Raw genomic sequence first — 18,148 nt, 5'->3', positions numbered from 1 at the left:
GCCGACGCGGCAACCACCCGACAGACTGAGCCCATGACGGAAACGGAATCCATCGCGTACGACGTCGTGGTGCTCGGGGCCGGGCCCGTGGGGGAGAACGTCGCCGACCGCACCCGCGCGGCCGGCCTGTCCACCGCGGTCGTGGAGAGCGAACTGGTCGGCGGCGAATGCTCGTACTGGGCGTGCATGCCCAGCAAGGCGCTGCTCAGGCCGGTCATCGCCCAGGCGGACGCCCGACGGCTGCCCGGCCTGGCCCAGGCCGTCCGCGGCCCCCTCGACACACCGGCCGTGTTCGCCCGCCGGGACGACTACACCTCGCACTGGCAGGACGACGGCCAGGTCGCCTGGCTGGACGGCATCGGCGCCGACCTGTACCGGGGCCAGGGCCGCCTCGCCGGCCCGCGCACGGTCACCGTGACCGCCTCCGACGGCACGGTCACCACCCTCACCGCCCGGCACGCCGTCGCCGTCGCCACCGGAACCCGCGCCCAGCTGCCCGACCTCCCCGGGCTCGCCGAGGTGCGGCCCTGGACCAGCCGCGAGGCCACCAGCGGCAAGGCGGCCCCGGGCCGGCTGATCGTCGTGGGCGGCGGCGTCGTCGCCACCGAGATGGCCACCGCCTGGCAGGCCCTCGGCTCCCGCGTCACCCTGCTGGTGCGCGGCAAGGGCCTGCTGGGCCGCATGGAACCCTTCGCCGGGGAACTGGTCGCCGAGGCGCTCACCGAGGCGGGCGTCGACGTGCGCACCGGCACCTCGGTGGAGTCCCTCACCCGCGAGAACGGCACCGTCGTCGCCGTCACCGGCAGCGGCGAGCGTGTCGAGGGGGACGAGATCCTCTTCGCCACCGGCCGCGTCCCGGCCACCGGCGACATCGGCCTGGAGACCGTCGGCCTGGAACCCGGCTCCTGGCTGGGCGTCGACGACAGCCTCCGCGTCACCGGCACCGACTGGCTGTACGCGGTCGGCGACGTCAACCACCGGGCCCTGCTCACCCACCAGGGCAAGTACCAGGCGCGCGTCGCGGGCAACGCCATCGCCGCGCGCGCCGCCGGCGACCCCGTCCTGGACGAGCCGTGGGGCGCGCACGCCGCCACCGCCGACCACCACGCCGTGCCCCAGGTCGTCTTCACCGACCCCGAGGCCGCCGCCGTCGGCCTCTCCCTGGCCGAGGCCGAACAGGCCGGGCACCGCGTCCGCGCCGTCGACGTCGAGTTCTCCTCGGTCGCCGGGGCGGGACTGTACGGCGACGGCTACAAGGGCCGCGCGCGCATGGTGGTGGACCTGGAGGAGGAGATCCTGCGCGGCGTCACCTTCGTCGGCCCCGGCGTCGGCGAACTGATCCACTCCGCGACCGTCGCGGTCGCGGGCCGCGTCCCGCTCGGCCGCCTGTGGCACGCCGTCCCGTCGTATCCGACGCTCAGCGAGGTGTGGCTGCGGTTGCTGGAGGCCTACCGCGACAACTGACCCCGCTACCGGGGCAGTTCGAAGCCGAGCTGCTCGGCCGCCGCGTCCGGGGTCGGCTGCGCCCACAGGGCCGCGGCCGCCTCGTTCGTGGACAGGGAGCGCAGCTCGGCCCGGTCGAGGTACAGGGTGCCGTCGAGGTGGTCCGTCTCGTGCTGCACGATGCGGGCGGGCCAGCCGCCGAACACCTCGTCCAGCGCGCGGCCGTGCTCGTCCTGCCCGCGCAGCCGCACCTCGGCGTGCCGGGCCACCACCGCCTGCCAGCCCGGCACGCTCAAGCAGCCCTCGAAGAACGCGGCGCGGGCGGTGCCGACCGGTTCGTACGACGGGTTGACCAGCACCCGGAACGGCTGCGGCACCCGGCCCCGGGCCACCGCCACCTCCTCGGGCACCGGCGCCGGGTCCTCGACTACCGCGATCCTCAGCTCGATCCCGACCTGGGGGGCGGCCAGGCCGACGCCGGGGGCCGCGTGCATGGTGACGCGCAGCGCCTCGACGAAGCGCGCCAGCAGCGCGGGGCCGAGCTGGCCGTCGTAGTGCTCGGCGCCGCGCCGCAGGACCGGCCGGCCGGCCGCGACGATGGGCAGGGGGCCGCCTGCGGCGAGGAGTTCCTCGACCCGCTCGGCCAGCGGGGCGTGCTCACGGGGAGGTGCCATCGCGTCAGGATGCCATGCCGCCTCCGGTGGCGGGCCGTGAACGGCCGGTCCTCCGGTCACTCCTCGGGGAAGTCGCCCGCGAGCGCCGAGGCGATGCGCAGGTGCTGTTCCGCCTCCTCGTGACGCGCCTGGCGCTGGAGGGTGCGGCCCAGCATCAGCCGGGCGTAGTGCTCCACCGGGTCCCGCTCCACGATGAGCCGCAACTCGGCCTCCGCACGCCGCAGTTGGGCGGAGTGGTAGTAGGCGCGGGCCAGCAGCAGCCGGGGTCCGGTCTGCTCCGGCACCTCCTGGACCAGCCCGGCCAGCACGCGCGCCGCGCCCGCGTAGTCCCGGGCGTCGAAGAACAGTCGCGCGCGCTCCCAGCGCTCGGCGGGCGTCCCCTGGTCGTAGTACGTGTGGTCGTAGTACGTGCTCTGCACCTGCGTCTCCACTGGTGACCTCCCTTTCGACAGGCCCCAACGAACCGCAGTAGTTCAATATTCCACTACTCTTCGCCGCTCGCCCGAGGGCCGGCCGCCGCCGGGTCCAGGGGCGTGTCCAGCAGGGCCGTCAGGTCGCGGGTCAGCTCCCTGGCCCGGGCGCCGTCCGGTCCGCCGAGCGGCTCGAGGAGCTGGGCGAGCAGTCCCTGGACGACGCCGATCGCCCGCCGGGTGGCCGCGCGCCCCTCCTCGGTGAGCGCCAGCTGGACGGCGCGCGGATCGCGCGGATCCCTGGCCCGCTCCAGGAGCCCGGCCGACTCCAGGCCCCGGGCCAGCTTGGACACGTACAGCGGCTCCAGACCGGTGTGGTCGGCCAGCCGCCGCTGGCTGGGCCGCTCGCCCGAGCGCTGCATGCCGTACAGCGACGCCACCAGCGCGTACTGGGCGTGCGTCAGCCCCAGCGGAGCCACCGCCCGGTCGACGGCGACCCGCCACTTCATCGACAGCCGCCACACCAGGAAACCGGGGGTCGCGCCCTCGGGCGCCGTGCCGCTCATGCCGGGTACCGTACATGGCTACTACGGGGCGTCCGGGCCGCGACCCCTCAGGGTCAGGAGGCCGCGCGGTGGCGCATCGCGTCCCGAGCCCGGTCCACCGGTCCGAGGAGCGGTGCGGCCAGCTTGTTCGTGGCCTCGTTGTTGACCCAGCGGTGCGGCCGGGTGGGCGCGTAGACCTGGGTCAGCTTGACCTCGGCGCCCAGCATGCGCAGCCGGGCGGCGCTGACGGCCCTGCGCAGCGCCCGGAACTCCTCGCGCTCCTCACGCGCGGCGTGCCGGGTGATCGCGCGCCGCGCCTCGTTCAGGCGCCGCAGGTACCCGGCCCCGCCCGGTCCGGTGTGCCACAGCCCGATCAGCAGTCGCTTGGCCTCCTTCTCCTCGGTGCGGCGGCGCGCAGCCAGCTCGCGGCCGTGCCGGAGCGCACGGCGCGCGGCGGGGTGGACGTGTGCCTCCTCGGCCGCCTCGTGCACGGCGAGCAGGCGCATCAGCCGCTCGAAGTTCCGGCGGCGCCACGGACCGGGCAGCGCGGCCCGCAGGAAGCCCAGCTTGATCTGCCGGTGCTGCCGGGTGAGCACGTCGACGACGTCCTCGCCGCCCAGGGCGCGCGTCACCCGCAGGGACCAGCCGGGAGCGGTGGTCGCCGCGCGGGCCGCCGTCTTGCCGGCGAGCAGCGGCCTGGCCGCCGCGCCCTGCGCGGTCAGCTTGGTCAGGGTGCCCATGATCCCTCCTCACTCGCGGTCTCGGCGCTGCCGGGTACCCCTCCTGCGGCGCCCCTAGTACCCGGGCGAGGGACGGGTCCTGACCGAGGCGCCCGCCCGGGTACGAGGCCGTGGGCTCCCGGCAGAGGGCGCGGGCGGCAGCAGATACGCGCCTGCGGGAAGCGCCCCGACGCCCTCGTCTCCCACCTCGCCGGACCGTGGACCGGGCCCGGGACGCCCTGAGCCGGCGCCGGACGGCCAGAGCCTGCCCGGCGCTCACGCGTCCGGCAGCACCAGCGTGCACGTCTCCCCGGGGGCGATGGTCACGGCACGGTCCGCCAGCATGATGCGGATCGGGGTCTCCTCCGAGTCGGGCACCCCGATCTCCAGCTGGCCGCTGCGCCGCCGCACCTCGACACCCCAGTGGCCGCGGTAGCGCAGCGAGAAGCCGTACTCGGAGAGCGCCGGCAGCGGCACCGGGTCCAGCCACAGGGCGTCCTCGCGCGGCTCCAGCCCGGTCAGGCCGCGCTGGATCAGGTCGAGGGTCCCGGCCATGGCCCCCAGGTGGATGCCCTCGCCGGTCGTGCCGCCCTGGATGTCGGCGATGTCCGCCTCCAGCGCCTCCTGGACGTAGCTCCACGCCTCGGCCCGCCGGGCCCGGGCGAGGACGAGGCCGTGGACGAGCCCGCTGAGCGTGGAGCCGTGACTGGTGCGCCCCAGGTAGTAGTCGACCGTGCGGCGCCAGATCTCGTCGTCCAGGTGGTACCCGAGCCGCCGGAACAGGTCCCGCAGCTCGGCGGGGGACAGCAGGTAGCCCAGCATGAGCACGTCCGCCTGCTTGGACGCCTTGTAGCGGTTGACGCTGTCGCCCTCGGCCTCCAGGATCCGGTCCAGGCGCCGGATGCTGTCGTAGCGCGCGCGGTAGCGCTCCCAGTCGAGCTCGGCCAGGTCCTCGTAGCCCGCGAACTGGCTGACGACGCCCTCGTGGAACGGCACGCGCAGCCGCCGGGAGACGTGCTCCCAGCGCGGCAGCTCGCCCGGGTCCAGCCGGACCCGCTGGAACAGTTCCTCACGGCGCCACACCGGCAGGCGGCGCAGCAGCTCCAGGGTGCGGGTGAGCACCCAGGAGGCCATGACGTTGGTGTACGCGTTGTCGTCCAGGCCCGGCCGGGCGGCGCCCGGGTAGCCGTCGTGGTACTCGTCGGGGCCGACGACGCCGAGGATGCGGTAGCGGTCCGTGCCCGGGTCGAGGACCGCGAGGTCCGCCCAGAACCGGGCGATCTGCACCAGCATCTCCGCGCCCCTGGTGTGCAGGTACTCGGTGTCGCCGGTCGCCTCGCAGTACTGCCACACGTTGTAGGCGATCGCCGAGCCCACATGGTGCTGGAGCCGCGAGTGGTCGGGCAGCCAGCTGCCCGAGCGCGGGTTGAGGTGCAGCTCCTGGGTCTCCTCCCGGCCGTCGCTGCCGCTCTGCCACGGGTACATCGCCCCGGCCCGCCCGGCCGCGGCGGCCGCCCGGCAGGCGCGCCTCAGGCGCCGGTGGCGGTAGTTCAGCAGCGCCCGGGAGACCTCGGGGAAGTGCAGGTTGAGGTACGGCACGACGAACAGCTCGTCCCAGAAGACGTGGCCCCGGTACGCCTCGCCGTGCAGCCCGCGGGCCGGCACGCCGACGTCCAGGTCCGCGGTGTGCGGGGACAGCGTCTGCAGCACGTGGAAGAGGTGGAAGCGCAGGATGCGGCCGGCCTCTCCGGGCACCCGAAGGTCTGCGCGCCTCCACAGCAGTTCCCAGGCCGTGGCGTGGGCGTCCAGCAGGGTGGGGAAGTCCGGCGCCGCCGTCACCCGGTCGACCGCCTCGGCGAGCGGGTCGCTGATCGCCGTGTCCCGTGAGGTGTGCAGCGCCACGGTCTTGTCCACGGTGACGGGCCGGCCCGGGGCCACCGGCACCACCAGGCGGTGCACCGCCCGGTGGCGGCCCGGGCACGGCGCCGACTCCGACGGCGCCGCCCCGGCGGACACCGTCGTCCGGGCGGCCAGCGCGACCGTGACGTCCGAGGTGCTGGTCCGGCAGCTCAGCCAGACGGTGTGCGGCTCCCGCACCCCGGTGCGCACATGGGTCACATGGTGGCGGTTGAGCGCCCGGTAGCGGTGCACGCCCGCGTTCGTCACCTCGCCGTCGAGGCACGACTCGATCTCGATCTCCCCGGACCAGCCCTCGGCCGTGAACACCGTCCTGAGGGCCGCCAGATGGGGGTCGCCCATGTGCACCAGGCGAGTCTGCTCGACGCCGAGCACCCCCGGCGGGTGCGGGTGGCGGAAGGATCGCGTCAGGGTGGCGCGGCGCAGGTCCAGGGTGTGCCGGTGGTCCAGCACGGTATGGGTGTCGGGGGAGAACCAGGGGCCCCACTCGCCGTCGGCGCGGCGCGGACGGAACCGGAGCAGCAGCCAGTTCGGCAGGTTCACCATGTCCTCGTTCACCACCTGCCGCCCTGCCACGGCCGACTCCAGGCGGTTGTAGCAGCCGGCCGCGTACGTGCCCGGGTAGTGCACCAGCCCCGCCCGGCACTCGGGCACGGCGCCGCGCGTCGCGAAGTAGCCGTTGCCGAGCGTGCACAGCGCCTCCCGCAGGCGCTCGCCCGCCGGGTCGTAACCCGACCACTGCCACATCCACTCCGACATCCGCCGCCCTCCCTCGCCGCCGCCCGCGTGACCGGCTCGGCCCGGCTCAGACCGGCTCGGGGACGACGGCGACCGGGCACCGCGCGTGGTGCAGCAGGGCATGGGCGACCCGGCCCAGCTGCAGCCCGAAGTGGCCGTGCCGGCGCATCGCGCCCACGACGACCAGATCGGCCCCGGCGGACGCCTCCAGCAGGACCCGGTGCGCGGGACCCTCGACCGGCCGGCGCTCGATGTCCGCACCGGGGTGCTCCCGTACGGCCTCGCGCAGCGCGTCGTCGAGGGCGGCGGCGGCCCGCTCCTCGCGCAGCCGGGCGGCGTCGTCGGCGATCAGCATGTGGTCCACGGGCTCCTGCGCGGGATTCCGCCAGGCCCTCACCGCCGTCAGGGCGCAGCCGCGCACCGCGGCCTCGCGGACGGCGAACCGCACGGCGCCGCCGGCCGGGTCGCCCACCCCCACCACGATCCGGCCGAGGCCACCTCGCAGGTTCGGCTCCTCGCCGCGGACCACGACGACCGGGCACACTGCACGGGCCGCGACCGCGAGGCTCACCGACCCCAGCAGCAGCCCCGCCACCTGGCCCCGCCCCCGTACGCCCGTGACCAGGGCGAACGCCTCGTTCCCCGCCCGCAGCAACGCGGACACGGCGTCGTCGGGCACCACCTCGCCGGACGCCTTCACCCCCGGATCGCGCAGCCGGGCCCGCTCCAGGCAGGAGCCGACGACGTGCTCCGCCATGACCGTCTCGGCGGGACGCGCGGTGCCGAAGGACGGCTGGGCCGCCTCGTACCGCTCCCACAGGGAGGCGTGGACCAGGCGCAGCGGCAGCCCGTGCCGGGCCGCCTCGGCCACCGCCCAGTCGACCGCGAGCAGACTGGAGTCCGATCCGTCGACGCCCACGACCAGCGGGAGTTCCATCGCCGCCACCGCCTTCCGCCGTCCTGCTGCCGTCGGGCCCCCGTGACTACCGTCGCACCGTCCGGGTGGTGCCGCGACACACCGGCCCCGCCCCGGGCGGTCAGATCTGGGGGACGACCGCGACGGGGCACGGCGCGTGGTGCAGCAGGGCGTGACTGATCAGGCCCAGCTGCAGACCCCGGTGCACCACGCGCGGGCGGGCGCCGACCACCAGCAGGTCCGCTCCCGTCGCCGCCTCCAGCAGGGCCTGGCGCGCCGGTGCCTCGATCAGGCGCAGCTCGATCTCGGCGTCCCGGTACCGCTCCGGCAGACCGCGCACCGCGTCCTCGAGGACCTGCGCCGGCGGGCGCCGGTGCGCCTCCAGCGGCCACGACGGGGCGCGGGGCGTGGCGTGGGCGGCGAAGGGCGCGCTCCAGGCGTGCACGGCCGTCAGCCGGCAGTGCCGCACGTGCGCCTCGCGGAGCGCGAACTGCAGGGCCGTGCCGCTGCTCCCCTCGTCCTGGACACCGGCCACGACGGTGCCGAACCGGCCGTTCCGGTGCTCCGCCGCCCCGCGCACCACCACCACCGGGCAGTCGGCCCGGGCCGCCACGGCGAGGCTGACCGATCCCAGGAGCAGCCCGGCGAGGTCGCCGAGCCCCCGCGAGCCGAGCACCAGCGCGAAGGCGTTGCGCCCCCGCCCGACCAGGGCGGAGGCGGCGTCCTCGTGGACGGTCTCGGTCGTCAGCCGGACCTCCGCGGCGCGCCCGGCGGCCCGGGCCGAGGCGGCGCCGATCACGTCGGAGGCCTCCCGGTCCGCGCCCACCGCGTGCAGGAGGTGCAGGGGCACCTCGTGCCGGACGGCCTCGTCGGCGCCCCAGTCGACCGCCTCCAGGCTCGCCTCGGATCCGTCGACGCCGACCACCAGGGGAATCGTCACCGCCCCTGTCTCCTCTCGTCCCGGGTTCGGGCCTCGGGCGCCTCACGCGCGGGTCCGCGTGCGCCGCGGGGCGGATCGGGTGATCCTCGAAGCAGAGGACCGACCGTGCGACCGGACCCGACCACCGTCACGTCCAGCTTCTTACGAGACGGAGACCGCCGCCATGCAACGACTCGTCACCGCCGGTCCCCCCGGTGCACCGGCGACCCGTGACCGGCCGGGCGGCGGGCCGCCGCCCCGGGCGGCGGCGTGCGAGACCCACACGGCCGTCCTGTTCTTCGTCGGCGACCGCGTCTACAAGGTCAAGAAACCCGTCGACCTGGGCTTCCTGGACTACTCCACGGTGGCGGGCCGCCGGGCCGCCTGCGCGCGCGAGGTCGCCCTCAACCGCCGGTTCGCGCCCGACGTCTACCTCGGTGTGGGGGAGTTCCGCGGCCCCGGCGCCGAGGAGCCCGAACCCCTCGTGGTGATGCGCCGGATGCCCGAGGACCGCCGTCTGTCCCACCTCGTGGGGTCCGGGGCCGCCGTCGACGACGTGCTGCGGACCGTCGCGCGGAACCTCGCCGCCTGGCACGCGGAAGCCCCCCGCGGCCGCGACGTGGACGAGCAGGGCACGCGGGACGCGCTGGCCGCGCGCTGGGAGGCCGGCTTCGCACAGGTCCACGCCCTGGCCGCCGACGGCCCGGTGCCCGACGGGCTCGCCGAGACCGAGCGGCTGGTGCGCCGCTACCTCGCCGGCCGCAAGCCCCTGTTCGACGCCCGGATCGCGCAGGGACGGATCGTCGACGGCCACGGCGACCTGCTCGCCGACGACGTCTTCTGCCTCGACGACGGCCCCCGCGTCCTGGACTGCCTGGAGTTCGACGACCATCTGCGCTACGTCGACGGCCTGGACGACGCCGCCTTCCTCGCCATGGACCTGGAGCAGCTCGGCGCCCCGGAGGCCGCCGCCTGCTTCCTCGCCCGGTACGGCGAGTACTCCGGCGACCCGGCGCCTCCGTCCCTGTGGCACCACTACCTCGCCTACCGGGCGTTCGTCCGCGCCAAGGTCACCCTGATCCAGGCCCGCCAGGGCGCGCCCGGCGCCGAGGCGCCGGCTCGGCGGCTCGCGGCCGCGGCACTGCGCCACCTGCGCACCTCCGCCGTCTGCCTCACCCTCGTCGGCGGGCTGCCGGGCAGCGGCAAGTCCACCCTCTCCGGCGCGCTCGCGGACCGGCTCGGCGTCACGCTGCTCAGCAGCGACCGCCTCCGCAAGGAACTGGCGGGCCTGCCCGCCGAGCAGTCCGCGGCCGCCGGTTACGGCGTGGGCCTGTACACCCCCGAGTGGACGGCCCGGACCTACACCGCCCTGCTCGACCGCGCGGCCGCCCTGCTGTCGCTGGGGGAGTCCGTCGTCCTGGACGCCACCTGGTCGCACGCGCGGGCGCGGGAGGCGGCGCTGCGCGTGGCCGAACGCACCAGCGCCGACCTGGTGGCCCTGCACTGCCACGTGCCGCACGAGGTGTCCGCGGCCCGGCTGGGCACCCGCGGGCCCGGCATCTCGGACGCCGGCCCCGCCGTGGCCGACGCCATGGCCGCCGCGGAACCGCCGTGGCCGGAAGCCGTCGCCGTCGACACCAGCGGGCCGCTGCGGTCCGCGGTCGCCCGGGCGCTGGCGGCCGTCCGGCCCTGGGGCACCGGCCAGGCCCCGGTCTTCCGCCGCCCCTGCGGGCAGCCGGACTGACGGACCCGGCGGCCGTGTTGCCCACCGGCCCCGCGGACGCGACCGTGGAGGGTGGGTGCCGGGGGACGGCCACACCTTCTGTCCCAACCGGATGAAAGACGCCTACGAGGTGTTCGCGGACGGCCCCGCCACGGGAGCCCTCAAGGTGGTGCTGCGCCGCGGGTGACCGCCGGCGGGCCACGCCACGGGAGAGGTGGAACGCATGGACAGGGATGAGTCCGGACCGCGGGTCGTCGTCGGCGTCGACGGATCGCCCTCCTCGTACGCGGCCCTGCGCTGGGCCGTGCGGTACGCGGGCCTCGTCGGCGGCGTCGTCGAGGCGGTCGCGGTGTGGGAGCTGCCGGGCCTTTACGGCTGGTCGGCGCCCGCCGTCGACATGGACGTCGACGAGGAGGAGACCCGGACCCGGATGCGGCAGGAGGTCACCGACGTGCTCGGCGAGGAGGCGGCCGGCTCGGTGCGCACCCGCGTGGTGCACGGCAACGCGGCCGACGTGCTGCTGCGGGCCGCGGAGGGGGCCGAGGCGGTGGTCGTCGGCAGCCGGGGCCGGGGCGGGTTCAAGCGCGCCCTGCTCGGTTCCGTCAGCCAGCACGTCTCGCAGCACGCGACCTGCCCGGTGGTGATCGTGCGCTCGGAGGATCACTGAACGGTCACTGGAAGGCGGCGTGGATCTCCTGCTCGGTCGCCTCGTGCGACACGATCAGCAGCTCGTCGCCCGGCAGCAGCCGTACCTCCGGACCGGGCACCGTGGGCCGTCCGTCGCGCACCACGGTGGCGACGACGGTGCCGGCGGGCAGCGGGATCTCGCCGAGGGTGTGCCCGGCCGCCCGGGACCGCTCGGTGAGGGCGGTCTCGATGACCTCCACCCCGGCCTTGCTCAGCCGCAGCAGCGCCACCGTGTCCGTGGCGCCGGTGGCCTCCTCGATGAGCGAGATCAGCGGGGTGGCGGAGGGCACCGCCACGTCCACTCCCCACCGCTGGTCGAACAGCCAGGCGTTGTCCGCGTCGTTGACGCGCGCGGCCACCCGGGGCACCCCGCAGCGGCGCTTGGCGAGCAGGCTGACGACGAGGTTGTCCTCGTCCCGGCCGGTGGTGGCGATGACCAGGTCGCAGCCGAGGGCGCCCGCCCGCTCCAGCACCCCCGGATCGCAGGCGTCCCCGGACACCAGCCGCACCCGGGTCAGGCCCGCCAGCTCGGCCACCCGGCCGTCGTCGTGCTCCACCAGGCTCACGTCGTTGTGCGCGGCGGACAGCACCTGCGCGATCTGGGTGCCCAGCCGGCCCGCGCCCGCGATCAGGACCTTCACGTTCCCAGCTCCTTGTCGAGGAAGCCGCGCAGCCGGCCCAGCGCGGTCGCGGCGACGGCGAAGGTGACCAGGTCCCCGGGTTCGGCCGGCACGCCGTGCCCGGGCAGCAGCGAGCGGCCCGCGCGGGTGACCTCCACGACGCGGACCTCCCCGTCGACGTCGAAGTCGGTCAGCGGGCGTCCGCTGAGATAGGCCGGCAGCTCGGACCGGACCAGGAGGGTCTCACCGTTGCCGAACACCAGTTCCGGCGTGAGGTGGCGGTGCAGCAGCATCTGGTGGATGCGGTTGACGGACCAGCGGACGCTGGACACCGCCGGGATGCCCAGGTCCCGGTAGAGGTCGGCGCGGCGCGGGTCGTGGACGCGGGCGAGGACGATCGGCACCCGGTACGTCTCCTTCGCGGTCCGCGCGCTGACGATGTTGCCGTTGTCCGTGGAGGTGACCGCCACGAACGCGTCCGCGTGCGTGATCCCGGCCGCCTCCAGCACCCCGCGGCTGAAGCCGCTGCCCAGCAGGAAGCCGTCCGCGAGGCCCGGCGGCAGCAGCCTGCGGGCGGTGGGCCGCCGGTCCACGACCCGCACGTCGTGGCCCTCGGTGACGAGCTGCGCGGCGAGGGTGGACCCGACCCGGCCGCAGCCCACGACGATCACCCTCATCGCGCCGCCTCCCCCGGGACCGCCCCACGGCGCCGCAGCACCCACTTGCGGGTCTCCTCGGCCGCCAGCAGCAGCACCCCGAAGGCGGCCAGCACCGCCCAGTCGGACGCTGCCAGCGGCGCGGTGCCGAACACCGCCTGCAGCGGCGGCGCGTAGCTGATCGCCGCCATCAGCGCGATGCCGAAGGCGCCCGCGGCCAGCAGCCAGGGATTGGACAGCAGACCGGCCCGGAAGACGCTCCTGCGGTCGGTGCGCACCGCGAGCGCGTTGAAGAACTGGCTGACGACGATGCCGGCCTGGACCATGGTGATCGCCTCCCGGTAGACGGGCAGGTCCTTGGTGAAGTCCGCGTAGGGGATGCCGGAGGCGCCCACGTGCCAGAAGAAGACGGCGCACACGCCCAGGGACTGGATGCCGCCCAGGAAGAGGATGCGGCCCACCACGGCGGCCGAGAACAGCTTCTCCCGGCGCGGCCGCGGCGGGCTGTCCATCACGTCGGCCTCCATCGGCTCGGCGCCGAGCGCCAGGGCGGGCAGCACGTCCGAGCCCAGGTCGATGGCGAGGATCTGCACGGCCGTGATCGGCACCAGCGGGAACCCGGTGAACGTGGCGGCCAGGATCGGCACCAGCTCGGCGATGTTGTGGCTGAACAGGTAGATCAGGAACTTGCGGATGTTGCGGTAGACCGAACGGCCCAGCCCCACGGCCGTGGTGATGGACGCGAAGGAGTCGTCCAGCAGCACCATCACCGCCGCCTCCCGGGCGACGTCGGTGCCGGAGGCGCCCATCGCCACCCCGATGTCGGCGTGCTTGAGCGCGGGCGCGTCGTTGGCGCCGTCCCCGGTGACGGCGACGACGTCGCCCCGCCGCTGCAGCGCCGTCACGACCCGCATCTTGTGCTCGGGGCTGACCCGGCACAGCAGCAGCTCCCCGGAGTCCCGCAGCAGCGCGTCCAGGCCGCTGTCGTCCAGCGCGTCCAGCTGCGCGCCGGTCACCACGGCCGGATCCGGCCCCCGCACGATGCCGACGCGGCGGGCGACGGCCTCCGCCGTCAGCGGATGGTCACCGGTGACCATGACGATGCGGATCCCGGCCCGCCGGCACGCCTCCACCGCGTCCCGCACCTCCGGGCGCGGCGGGTCGTACATCCCGGCGAGCCCCAGCAGGGTCAGCCCCGACTCGGTGTCCGCGAGCGGCGGCCGGGACTCGGCGACCCGCCGCCGGGCGACCGCCAGCACCCGCAGCCCCTTCCCGGCCATGCCGTCCGCGGCCGCGGCCACCTCGGCGCGGGAGGCGTCCGTCAGCGGCTCCGGCACGCCGCCCCGGTCCACGGCATCGCAGCGGGCGAGCAGCTCCAGCGGTGCGCCCTTGACGTACGCGAGGTACGCACCGTCCTCGTCCCGGTGCACGGTGCTCATCAGCTTGCGCACGGAGTCGAACGGATGCTCTGCGACCCGCGGGGTGCGGGCCTCCTCCGCCGCCGGATCCACGCCGGCCTTCCGGGCGGCCACCAGCAGCGCCCCCTCGGTGGTGTCACCGAGCACCCGCCACCCGTCCCGCCCGGCCGGCGGCACCAGCCGGGCGTCGCTGCACAGGGCCGCCGCCCGCAGCAGCTCCCGCACCGGCCCCGCGTCCGCGACCTCGCCGGACGGCGCGTACCCCACCCCGGTCACCTGGTGCGACACACCGTCCGCCCACAGCTGGACGACGGTCATCTCGGCCTGCGTGAGCGTGCCCGTCTTGTCGGTGCACACCACGCTGGTCGACCCCAGGGCCTCCACCGCCAGCAGCTGCTTGACGAGCGCGTGCCGGCGGGCCATGCGGCGCACCCCGATCGCCAGTGAGACCGACAGCGTCGCCGGCAGCCCCTCCGGCACCAGCGCCACCATCACCCCGAGCGCGAAGACGAACGTCTCGACGAACGACTGACCGCTCGGCACGCGCACCGCGAACAGCACGGCCCCGGTCGCCAGCGCCACGCCCGCCACCCGGCGGGCCATCACGGCGACCTGGCGCTGCAACGGGGTCTGCTGGCGCGGTGCCGCCGCGGTGAGCCGGAAGATCCGCCCGAACTCGGTGGCGGTCCCGGTGGCGAACACGACCGCCCGGCCGGTGCCCGTCACCAGGTCGGTGCCCATGAACACGCAGTTGCGGGCCTGCAGCGGCGGCCCGCCCGGCGCGGGTCCGGCGACCCGCGCGACGGCGTCGCTCTCCCCGGTGAGCGCCGCGTTGTCGACGGCCGCGTCCTGCGCCTCGACCAGCCGGCAGTCGGCCGGCACCGCGTCCCCGGCCTCCAGCAGCACCACGTCACCCGGCACCAGGTCCCGCGCCGGCAGCTCCCGCGGCTGCCCGTCCCGCAGCACCCGGCAGGTGTGCGGCACCATCGCCTGCAGGGACTCGGCCGTGCGCTCGGCGGAGTACTCCTGCGCGAACCCGATGCCCGCGTTCAGCAGCACCACGCCCAGGATGGCCACGGCCAGCTGGAACGTGGCCGGGTCCCGGGGCTGTTCCAGCGCGTAGGCGAGGAAGGTGATCGCCGAGGCGACCAGCAGCAGTACCGCGAACAGGTCGGTGAACTGCGCGAGCAGCCGCCGCCCCAGCCGTCTGCGGGCCGCGGCGGGCAGCTCGTTGGGGCCGTGCCGGGCCAGCCGCGCGGCGGCCTCGGCCGGGGCGAGCCCGCGCGGGCCGCTGCCCAGCGCGGCGAACACGTCCGGGGCCGGCAGGGCGGTGACGGCCGGACCGTCCGCGGGCAGGCCGGTGGGCGGTCCGGCCGCCGGCGCCGGGGCGACCCGCGGCGGGCCGCCCTCGCGCAGCGCCGCCGTCCCGGACGTGGCGCGCCCCTCCGTCGCCCGCCGGTCCGGTTCAGGGCTCATCCGGGGCCCCGCCCGGCCGCAGGCGGCCCGGGCGGCTCCTGCAGGACGCTCCAGGAGACCGGCCCCAGCAGGTCGCCCAGGTGCCGGAACACGTCGAGGAACAGGTCGTCGATCGTGAGCACGCCGACCACCTGACGGCCGTCCAGGACCGGCAGCCGGCGCACCCCGGTGCGGCGGAACGCCGCGTAGGCCGCCGTCAGGTCGTCACCGGCGTCGACCGTGACCACGCGCTCCGACATGACCTCGGCGACCGATGCCTCCCGGCCGAGCCCGCCGCCCAGGCCGCGCAGGGCCACGTCGCGGTCGGTGACGATGCCGCGCAGCAGCCCGTCCTCGACGACCAGCAGCGATCCGACGGCGGACTCGGCCATCAGGCGCGTCGCCTCCGCCAGGCAGGCCCGCGGGCCCACGGTCACCGCCGGTGCGGTCATCAGCTCGCCGACCCTCACGTGCCCCCTCCTCGCCTCTCGCGCCGCGCCGTCACGGCCGCGGCTGCGGAACCGCGATGACGGGACAGTGCGCGTGGTGCAGCACGCCCTGGCTGACCGAACCCATCAGCATGCCGGCGAAGCCGCCGCGGCCCCGGGTGCCCACCACCAGGGCCAGCGCGTGCGCCGACGCCTGGGCGAGGACCTCCACGGGATGCCCCACGACCAGCTCGTGCCGCAGGTCCACCTCCGGGTAGCGGGCCTGGCGGCCGGCCACGGTCTCCGACAGCACGCGGCGGCACTCCTGCTGGTCCGCGTACTCGTCGAAGATCCGCACGTGCCCCGGCTCCCACACGTACAGGGCGCGCAGCTCCGCACCGCGCAGCGCCGCCTCCTCGAAGGCCAGGTCGACCGCGGCGGCCGACCGCTCGCTGCCGTCGACGCCGACCACGACGTACGCGGGCTCCTGGGTGACGTGCTCCGGCTCCGGCACCACGACCACCGGGCAGTGCGCACGGGCCACCACCGGCAGCGCGACCGAGGCCGAGCCGAACACCTCCTGGGCCCGGCTCAGATGCCGCGACCCCAGGACCACGGCGGCCGCCTCGCGGCTCTGCTCGCGCAGCACCCACACCGGGTCGCCCTCGGAGAGCAGGGCGTCCACCTCCAGTTTCGGCTGCCGGTGCGCGACGAACTCCGCGGCCTCCTCGACCACCTGCTCACCGGCCTTGTGGAGCGCCTCGTTCCACTCCTCCCAGGACGGCGGCACCGTCCGCCCGCGGTAGCCCCTGGTCGGCACGCCCTCGGCATGGACCACGCGCAGCGGCAGCCCGCGGCGGGCCGCCTCGTCGGCCGCCCAGGCGAGCGCCATGCGCAGTCCGGGGTCCGGGCCGACGCCCACCACGACCGGCCGCCGGTCACTCGGCCCGGTCATGACCGTCTCCCGCTGCCGCCCCGCCCGGGGCCGGGCGGGGCGGACGTCAGGTGCCGGACGTAGGCGTCGGGCCCCGGGAAGTACAGGGTCACCCGTCCGTTCTCGGCCCAGCGCACGTCGTACGGCGGGCTGCCGTCCGGATGGTGGAGCCCCACGACCTCGCCGTCCCGGGCCACGACCCCGGCGGAGGTGCCCCGTACGACGATCTCGTCGCCGACGCGGGCCCGCATGGAGGTCCCGGTCGCCTCGGGCCGGGGCGCCGGGTCTGCTTTCCCGGCCGGTGCCGGAGCGATCATCGTCCTCGCCTCCTCGCTGCGGCGCCACGGAAGGTCGCCGCCCATCCCATCGAAGCCTCTGGGGCGCCGTGGCTCCAGGGCCATTGGTCCCCGCGCCCGGCCCGCCGGACCCGGGTGCCGGTCATCCCCGGCCGGTCGGCGGGGAGGCCGGGGCGCCGGTGTCCGCGTCGGCGGATTCCCGGAGGAACCGGGCCTCCAGACCGGCGCGCACCCGCGCGGTCAGCTCCCGCAGCGCCGGCGAGACGACCGGCCGCACCGGTTCCGGGGCGTCGATCCTGCGGGCCGCGGCGGGCAGGGCGGCCAGGTCCGCGCGCAGCCGCTCACGGGCGTCCCGCCAGTGGTCCGGCGCCCCGGTCCGCCGCCCGCCGCGCATCACCGTGCGCAGCAGCGGCCGCGCGGAGTCCGGGGGTTCCTCCTGCCACAGGGCTACGACGTCGGGCTGCCCGGCGCGGCGGAAGACCTGTTTGCGGCCCGGGGCCGTGACCTTGGCCGAGGACAGCTTCATCATGGGGCGGCCGTCGTACTCGACGAGCTTGTACGCGGCGTCCAGGTACGGCGCGTCCGCGGCCACCCCGATCCGCGTGCCCACGGCGTACACGTCGATCGGGGCGCCGGCGCGCACCAGCCGGTCCACGCCGTACTCGTCGAGTCCGCCGCTGGCCACGATCCGCACGTCGGTCAGGCCGGCGGCGTCCAGCACGGCGCGGGCCCGGCGGGCGAGCGCGTCCAGGTCGCCGCTGTCCAGGCGGACGGCGCAGCCCGGTCCGCGCGCCAGGTCCCTCAGCACCCGCGCCGCGACCTCCACGCCCGCCACCGTGTCGTAGGTGTCGACGAGGAAGGTGACCGGGCCGGGATGGCAGCGGGCGAACGCGCGGAACGCCTCCTCCTCGCCGGGGAACGCCTCGACGTAGGAGTGCGCCATGGTGCCCGAGGCCGGGATGCCGAGGGCGGTGGCGGCGGCGACGTTGCTGGTCCCGGCGAAGCCCGCCAGCGCGCCGAGCCGCGCCGCCTGCAGCCCGGCCCACGGGCCGTGGGTGCGGCGCAGCGAGAAGTCCACCACCGGCCGGCCGGCCGCCGCCAGGACGCAGCGCGCCGCCTTCGACGCGACGGCCGTCTGGTGGCAGACCTGGTTCAGCAGGTACGTCTCGGCCAGCTGCGCCTGCGGCAGCGGGGCGGTCACCTCCAGCAGCGGCTCCCCGGCGAACACCGCGTGCCCCTCCGGGACGGCGCGCACCTCGCCCTCGAAGGCGAGCCCGAGCAGCGGTTCCAGGCCCCTCACGGGGCGGCGCAGGGCGTCCGCGAACTCCTCGACGTCCGGCCGCTCCACGCGGTAGCCGGCCAGGAAGTCCAGCGCGGGTTCCAGACCCGCGGCAACCAGGAAGCCCCGGCCGGGCGGGAGGTCGCGGACGAAGAGGCTGAAGGTGGCCGGGGCCCGCATGTCCTCGCGCAGGTAGGACAGGGCCATGGTCACTTCGTACAGGTCGGTGGTGGTGACGTCGGACATGGTGATCGCCGCCGGGTGTCGTCGTGCCGTCCTCACCAGTCTGATCGCGACGGGCCCGTCCGCGCGCGCGGAGAGAGGCCGCTCGCGCGCGCGGAGAGGTATGGGGAAGAAAGGGACCTCGGGCA

The 18,148-nt window shown here is 75.9% G+C and carries 17 protein-coding genes; 3 read left to right on the top strand and 14 right to left on the bottom strand.

Annotated features, from left to right (window positions below):
- The first annotated feature begins 33 nt into the window (after window positions 1–33).
- Complete coding sequence (locus AQJ66_RS21980; RefSeq protein WP_061924944.1) at window positions 34–1,464, top strand: dihydrolipoyl dehydrogenase family protein; 1,431 nt, start codon at window positions 34–36, stop codon at window positions 1,462–1,464.
- Between the two features lie 5 nt (window positions 1,465–1,469).
- Here the strand turns inward: AQJ66_RS21980 and AQJ66_RS21975 are convergent, their stop codons facing one another.
- The 7 genes from AQJ66_RS21975 to AQJ66_RS21945 form a co-directional block, all read right to left on the bottom strand.
- Window positions 1,470–2,117, bottom strand: a complete 648-nt coding sequence (locus tag AQJ66_RS21975) for a peptide deformylase (protein ID WP_061924941.1) — start codon at window positions 2,115–2,117, stop codon at window positions 1,470–1,472.
- A gap of 56 nt (window positions 2,118–2,173) precedes the next feature.
- Window positions 2,174–2,548: a tetratricopeptide repeat protein gene (locus AQJ66_RS21970; RefSeq protein WP_244162886.1), complete on the bottom strand. Its 375-nt coding sequence runs from the start codon at window positions 2,546–2,548 to the stop codon at window positions 2,174–2,176.
- Between the two features lie 53 nt (window positions 2,549–2,601).
- Window positions 2,602–3,093 carry a MarR family winged helix-turn-helix transcriptional regulator gene (locus AQJ66_RS21965; protein WP_061924938.1) on the bottom strand — a complete coding sequence of 164 codons (492 nt, stop codon included), beginning with the start codon at window positions 3,091–3,093 and terminating at the stop codon, window positions 2,602–2,604.
- Between the two features lie 53 nt (window positions 3,094–3,146).
- Entirely contained in the window at window positions 3,147–3,812 is a 666-nt protein-coding gene (locus AQJ66_RS40120) for a hemerythrin domain-containing protein (protein ID WP_244162885.1), read from the bottom strand.
- 255 nt (window positions 3,813–4,067) lie between these two features.
- Window positions 4,068–6,467 (bottom strand): glycoside hydrolase family 65 protein, encoded by a 2,400-nt coding sequence (locus AQJ66_RS21955; protein WP_061924935.1) that lies wholly within the window; start codon window positions 6,465–6,467, stop codon window positions 4,068–4,070.
- 46 nt (window positions 6,468–6,513) lie between these two features.
- Complete coding sequence (locus AQJ66_RS21950; RefSeq protein WP_061925320.1) at window positions 6,514–7,383, bottom strand: universal stress protein; 870 nt, start codon at window positions 7,381–7,383, stop codon at window positions 6,514–6,516.
- A gap of 100 nt (window positions 7,384–7,483) precedes the next feature.
- A complete protein-coding gene (locus AQJ66_RS21945) occupies window positions 7,484–8,302 on the bottom strand; it encodes a universal stress protein (protein WP_061924932.1) in 819 nt (272 codons plus the stop codon).
- A 163-nt stretch (window positions 8,303–8,465) separates the two neighbouring features.
- Between AQJ66_RS21945 and AQJ66_RS21940 the strand changes: the two genes are divergently transcribed.
- Entirely contained in the window at window positions 8,466–10,025 is a 1,560-nt protein-coding gene (locus tag AQJ66_RS21940) for a bifunctional aminoglycoside phosphotransferase/ATP-binding protein (protein WP_079060342.1), read from the top strand.
- A gap of 202 nt (window positions 10,026–10,227) precedes the next feature.
- Entirely contained in the window at window positions 10,228–10,671 is a 444-nt protein-coding gene (locus AQJ66_RS21935; RefSeq protein ID WP_061924929.1) for a universal stress protein, read from the top strand.
- 4 nt (window positions 10,672–10,675) lie between these two features.
- On the opposite strand, the gene AQJ66_RS21930 is transcribed toward AQJ66_RS21935, so the two are convergent.
- The 7 genes from AQJ66_RS21930 to AQJ66_RS21900 all read right to left on the bottom strand — a co-directional run bounded on the left by AQJ66_RS21930 (window position 10,676) and on the right by AQJ66_RS21900 (window position 18,023).
- Window positions 10,676–11,332, bottom strand: a complete 657-nt coding sequence (locus tag AQJ66_RS21930) for a potassium channel family protein (protein WP_061924925.1) — start codon at window positions 11,330–11,332, stop codon at window positions 10,676–10,678.
- Window positions 11,329–11,988, bottom strand: coding sequence for a potassium channel family protein (locus AQJ66_RS21925; RefSeq protein ID WP_061925315.1), 660 nt, complete (start codon window positions 11,986–11,988; stop codon window positions 11,329–11,331). Before AQJ66_RS21925 ends, AQJ66_RS21930 begins: the two co-directional genes overlap by 4 nt.
- On the bottom strand, window positions 11,985–14,861 hold the full coding sequence (locus AQJ66_RS21920) for a cation-translocating P-type ATPase (RefSeq protein ID WP_208611416.1): 2,877 nt from the start codon (window positions 14,859–14,861) through the stop codon (window positions 11,985–11,987). The genes AQJ66_RS21925 and AQJ66_RS21920 overlap by 4 nt, the downstream gene beginning before the upstream one ends.
- The gene (locus tag AQJ66_RS21915) at window positions 14,858–15,310 is read right to left on the bottom strand and encodes a CBS domain-containing protein (RefSeq protein WP_061924922.1); all 453 of its coding nucleotides are present in this window, start codon (window positions 15,308–15,310) and stop codon (window positions 14,858–14,860) included. Before AQJ66_RS21915 ends, AQJ66_RS21920 begins: the two co-directional genes overlap by 4 nt.
- A gap of 31 nt (window positions 15,311–15,341) precedes the next feature.
- The gene (locus AQJ66_RS36710; protein ID WP_063804066.1) at window positions 15,342–16,223 is read right to left on the bottom strand and encodes a universal stress protein; all 882 of its coding nucleotides are present in this window, start codon (window positions 16,221–16,223) and stop codon (window positions 15,342–15,344) included.
- Window positions 16,220–16,519, bottom strand: a complete 300-nt coding sequence (locus AQJ66_RS21905) for a DUF1918 domain-containing protein (RefSeq protein WP_061925306.1) — start codon at window positions 16,517–16,519, stop codon at window positions 16,220–16,222. The genes AQJ66_RS36710 and AQJ66_RS21905 overlap by 4 nt, the downstream gene beginning before the upstream one ends.
- Window positions 16,520–16,640: 121 nt before the next feature.
- Complete coding sequence (locus AQJ66_RS21900; RefSeq protein WP_079060341.1) at window positions 16,641–18,023, bottom strand: nicotinate phosphoribosyltransferase; 1,383 nt, start codon at window positions 18,021–18,023, stop codon at window positions 16,641–16,643.
- Window positions 18,024–18,148 lie beyond the last annotated feature (125 nt).

This window comes from Streptomyces bungoensis (assembly GCF_001514215.1).
In the GTDB taxonomy this organism is placed as follows: domain Bacteria; phylum Actinomycetota; class Actinomycetes; order Streptomycetales; family Streptomycetaceae; genus Streptomyces; species Streptomyces bungoensis.
This window is presented reverse-complemented; position numbering and strand designations above follow the sequence as displayed.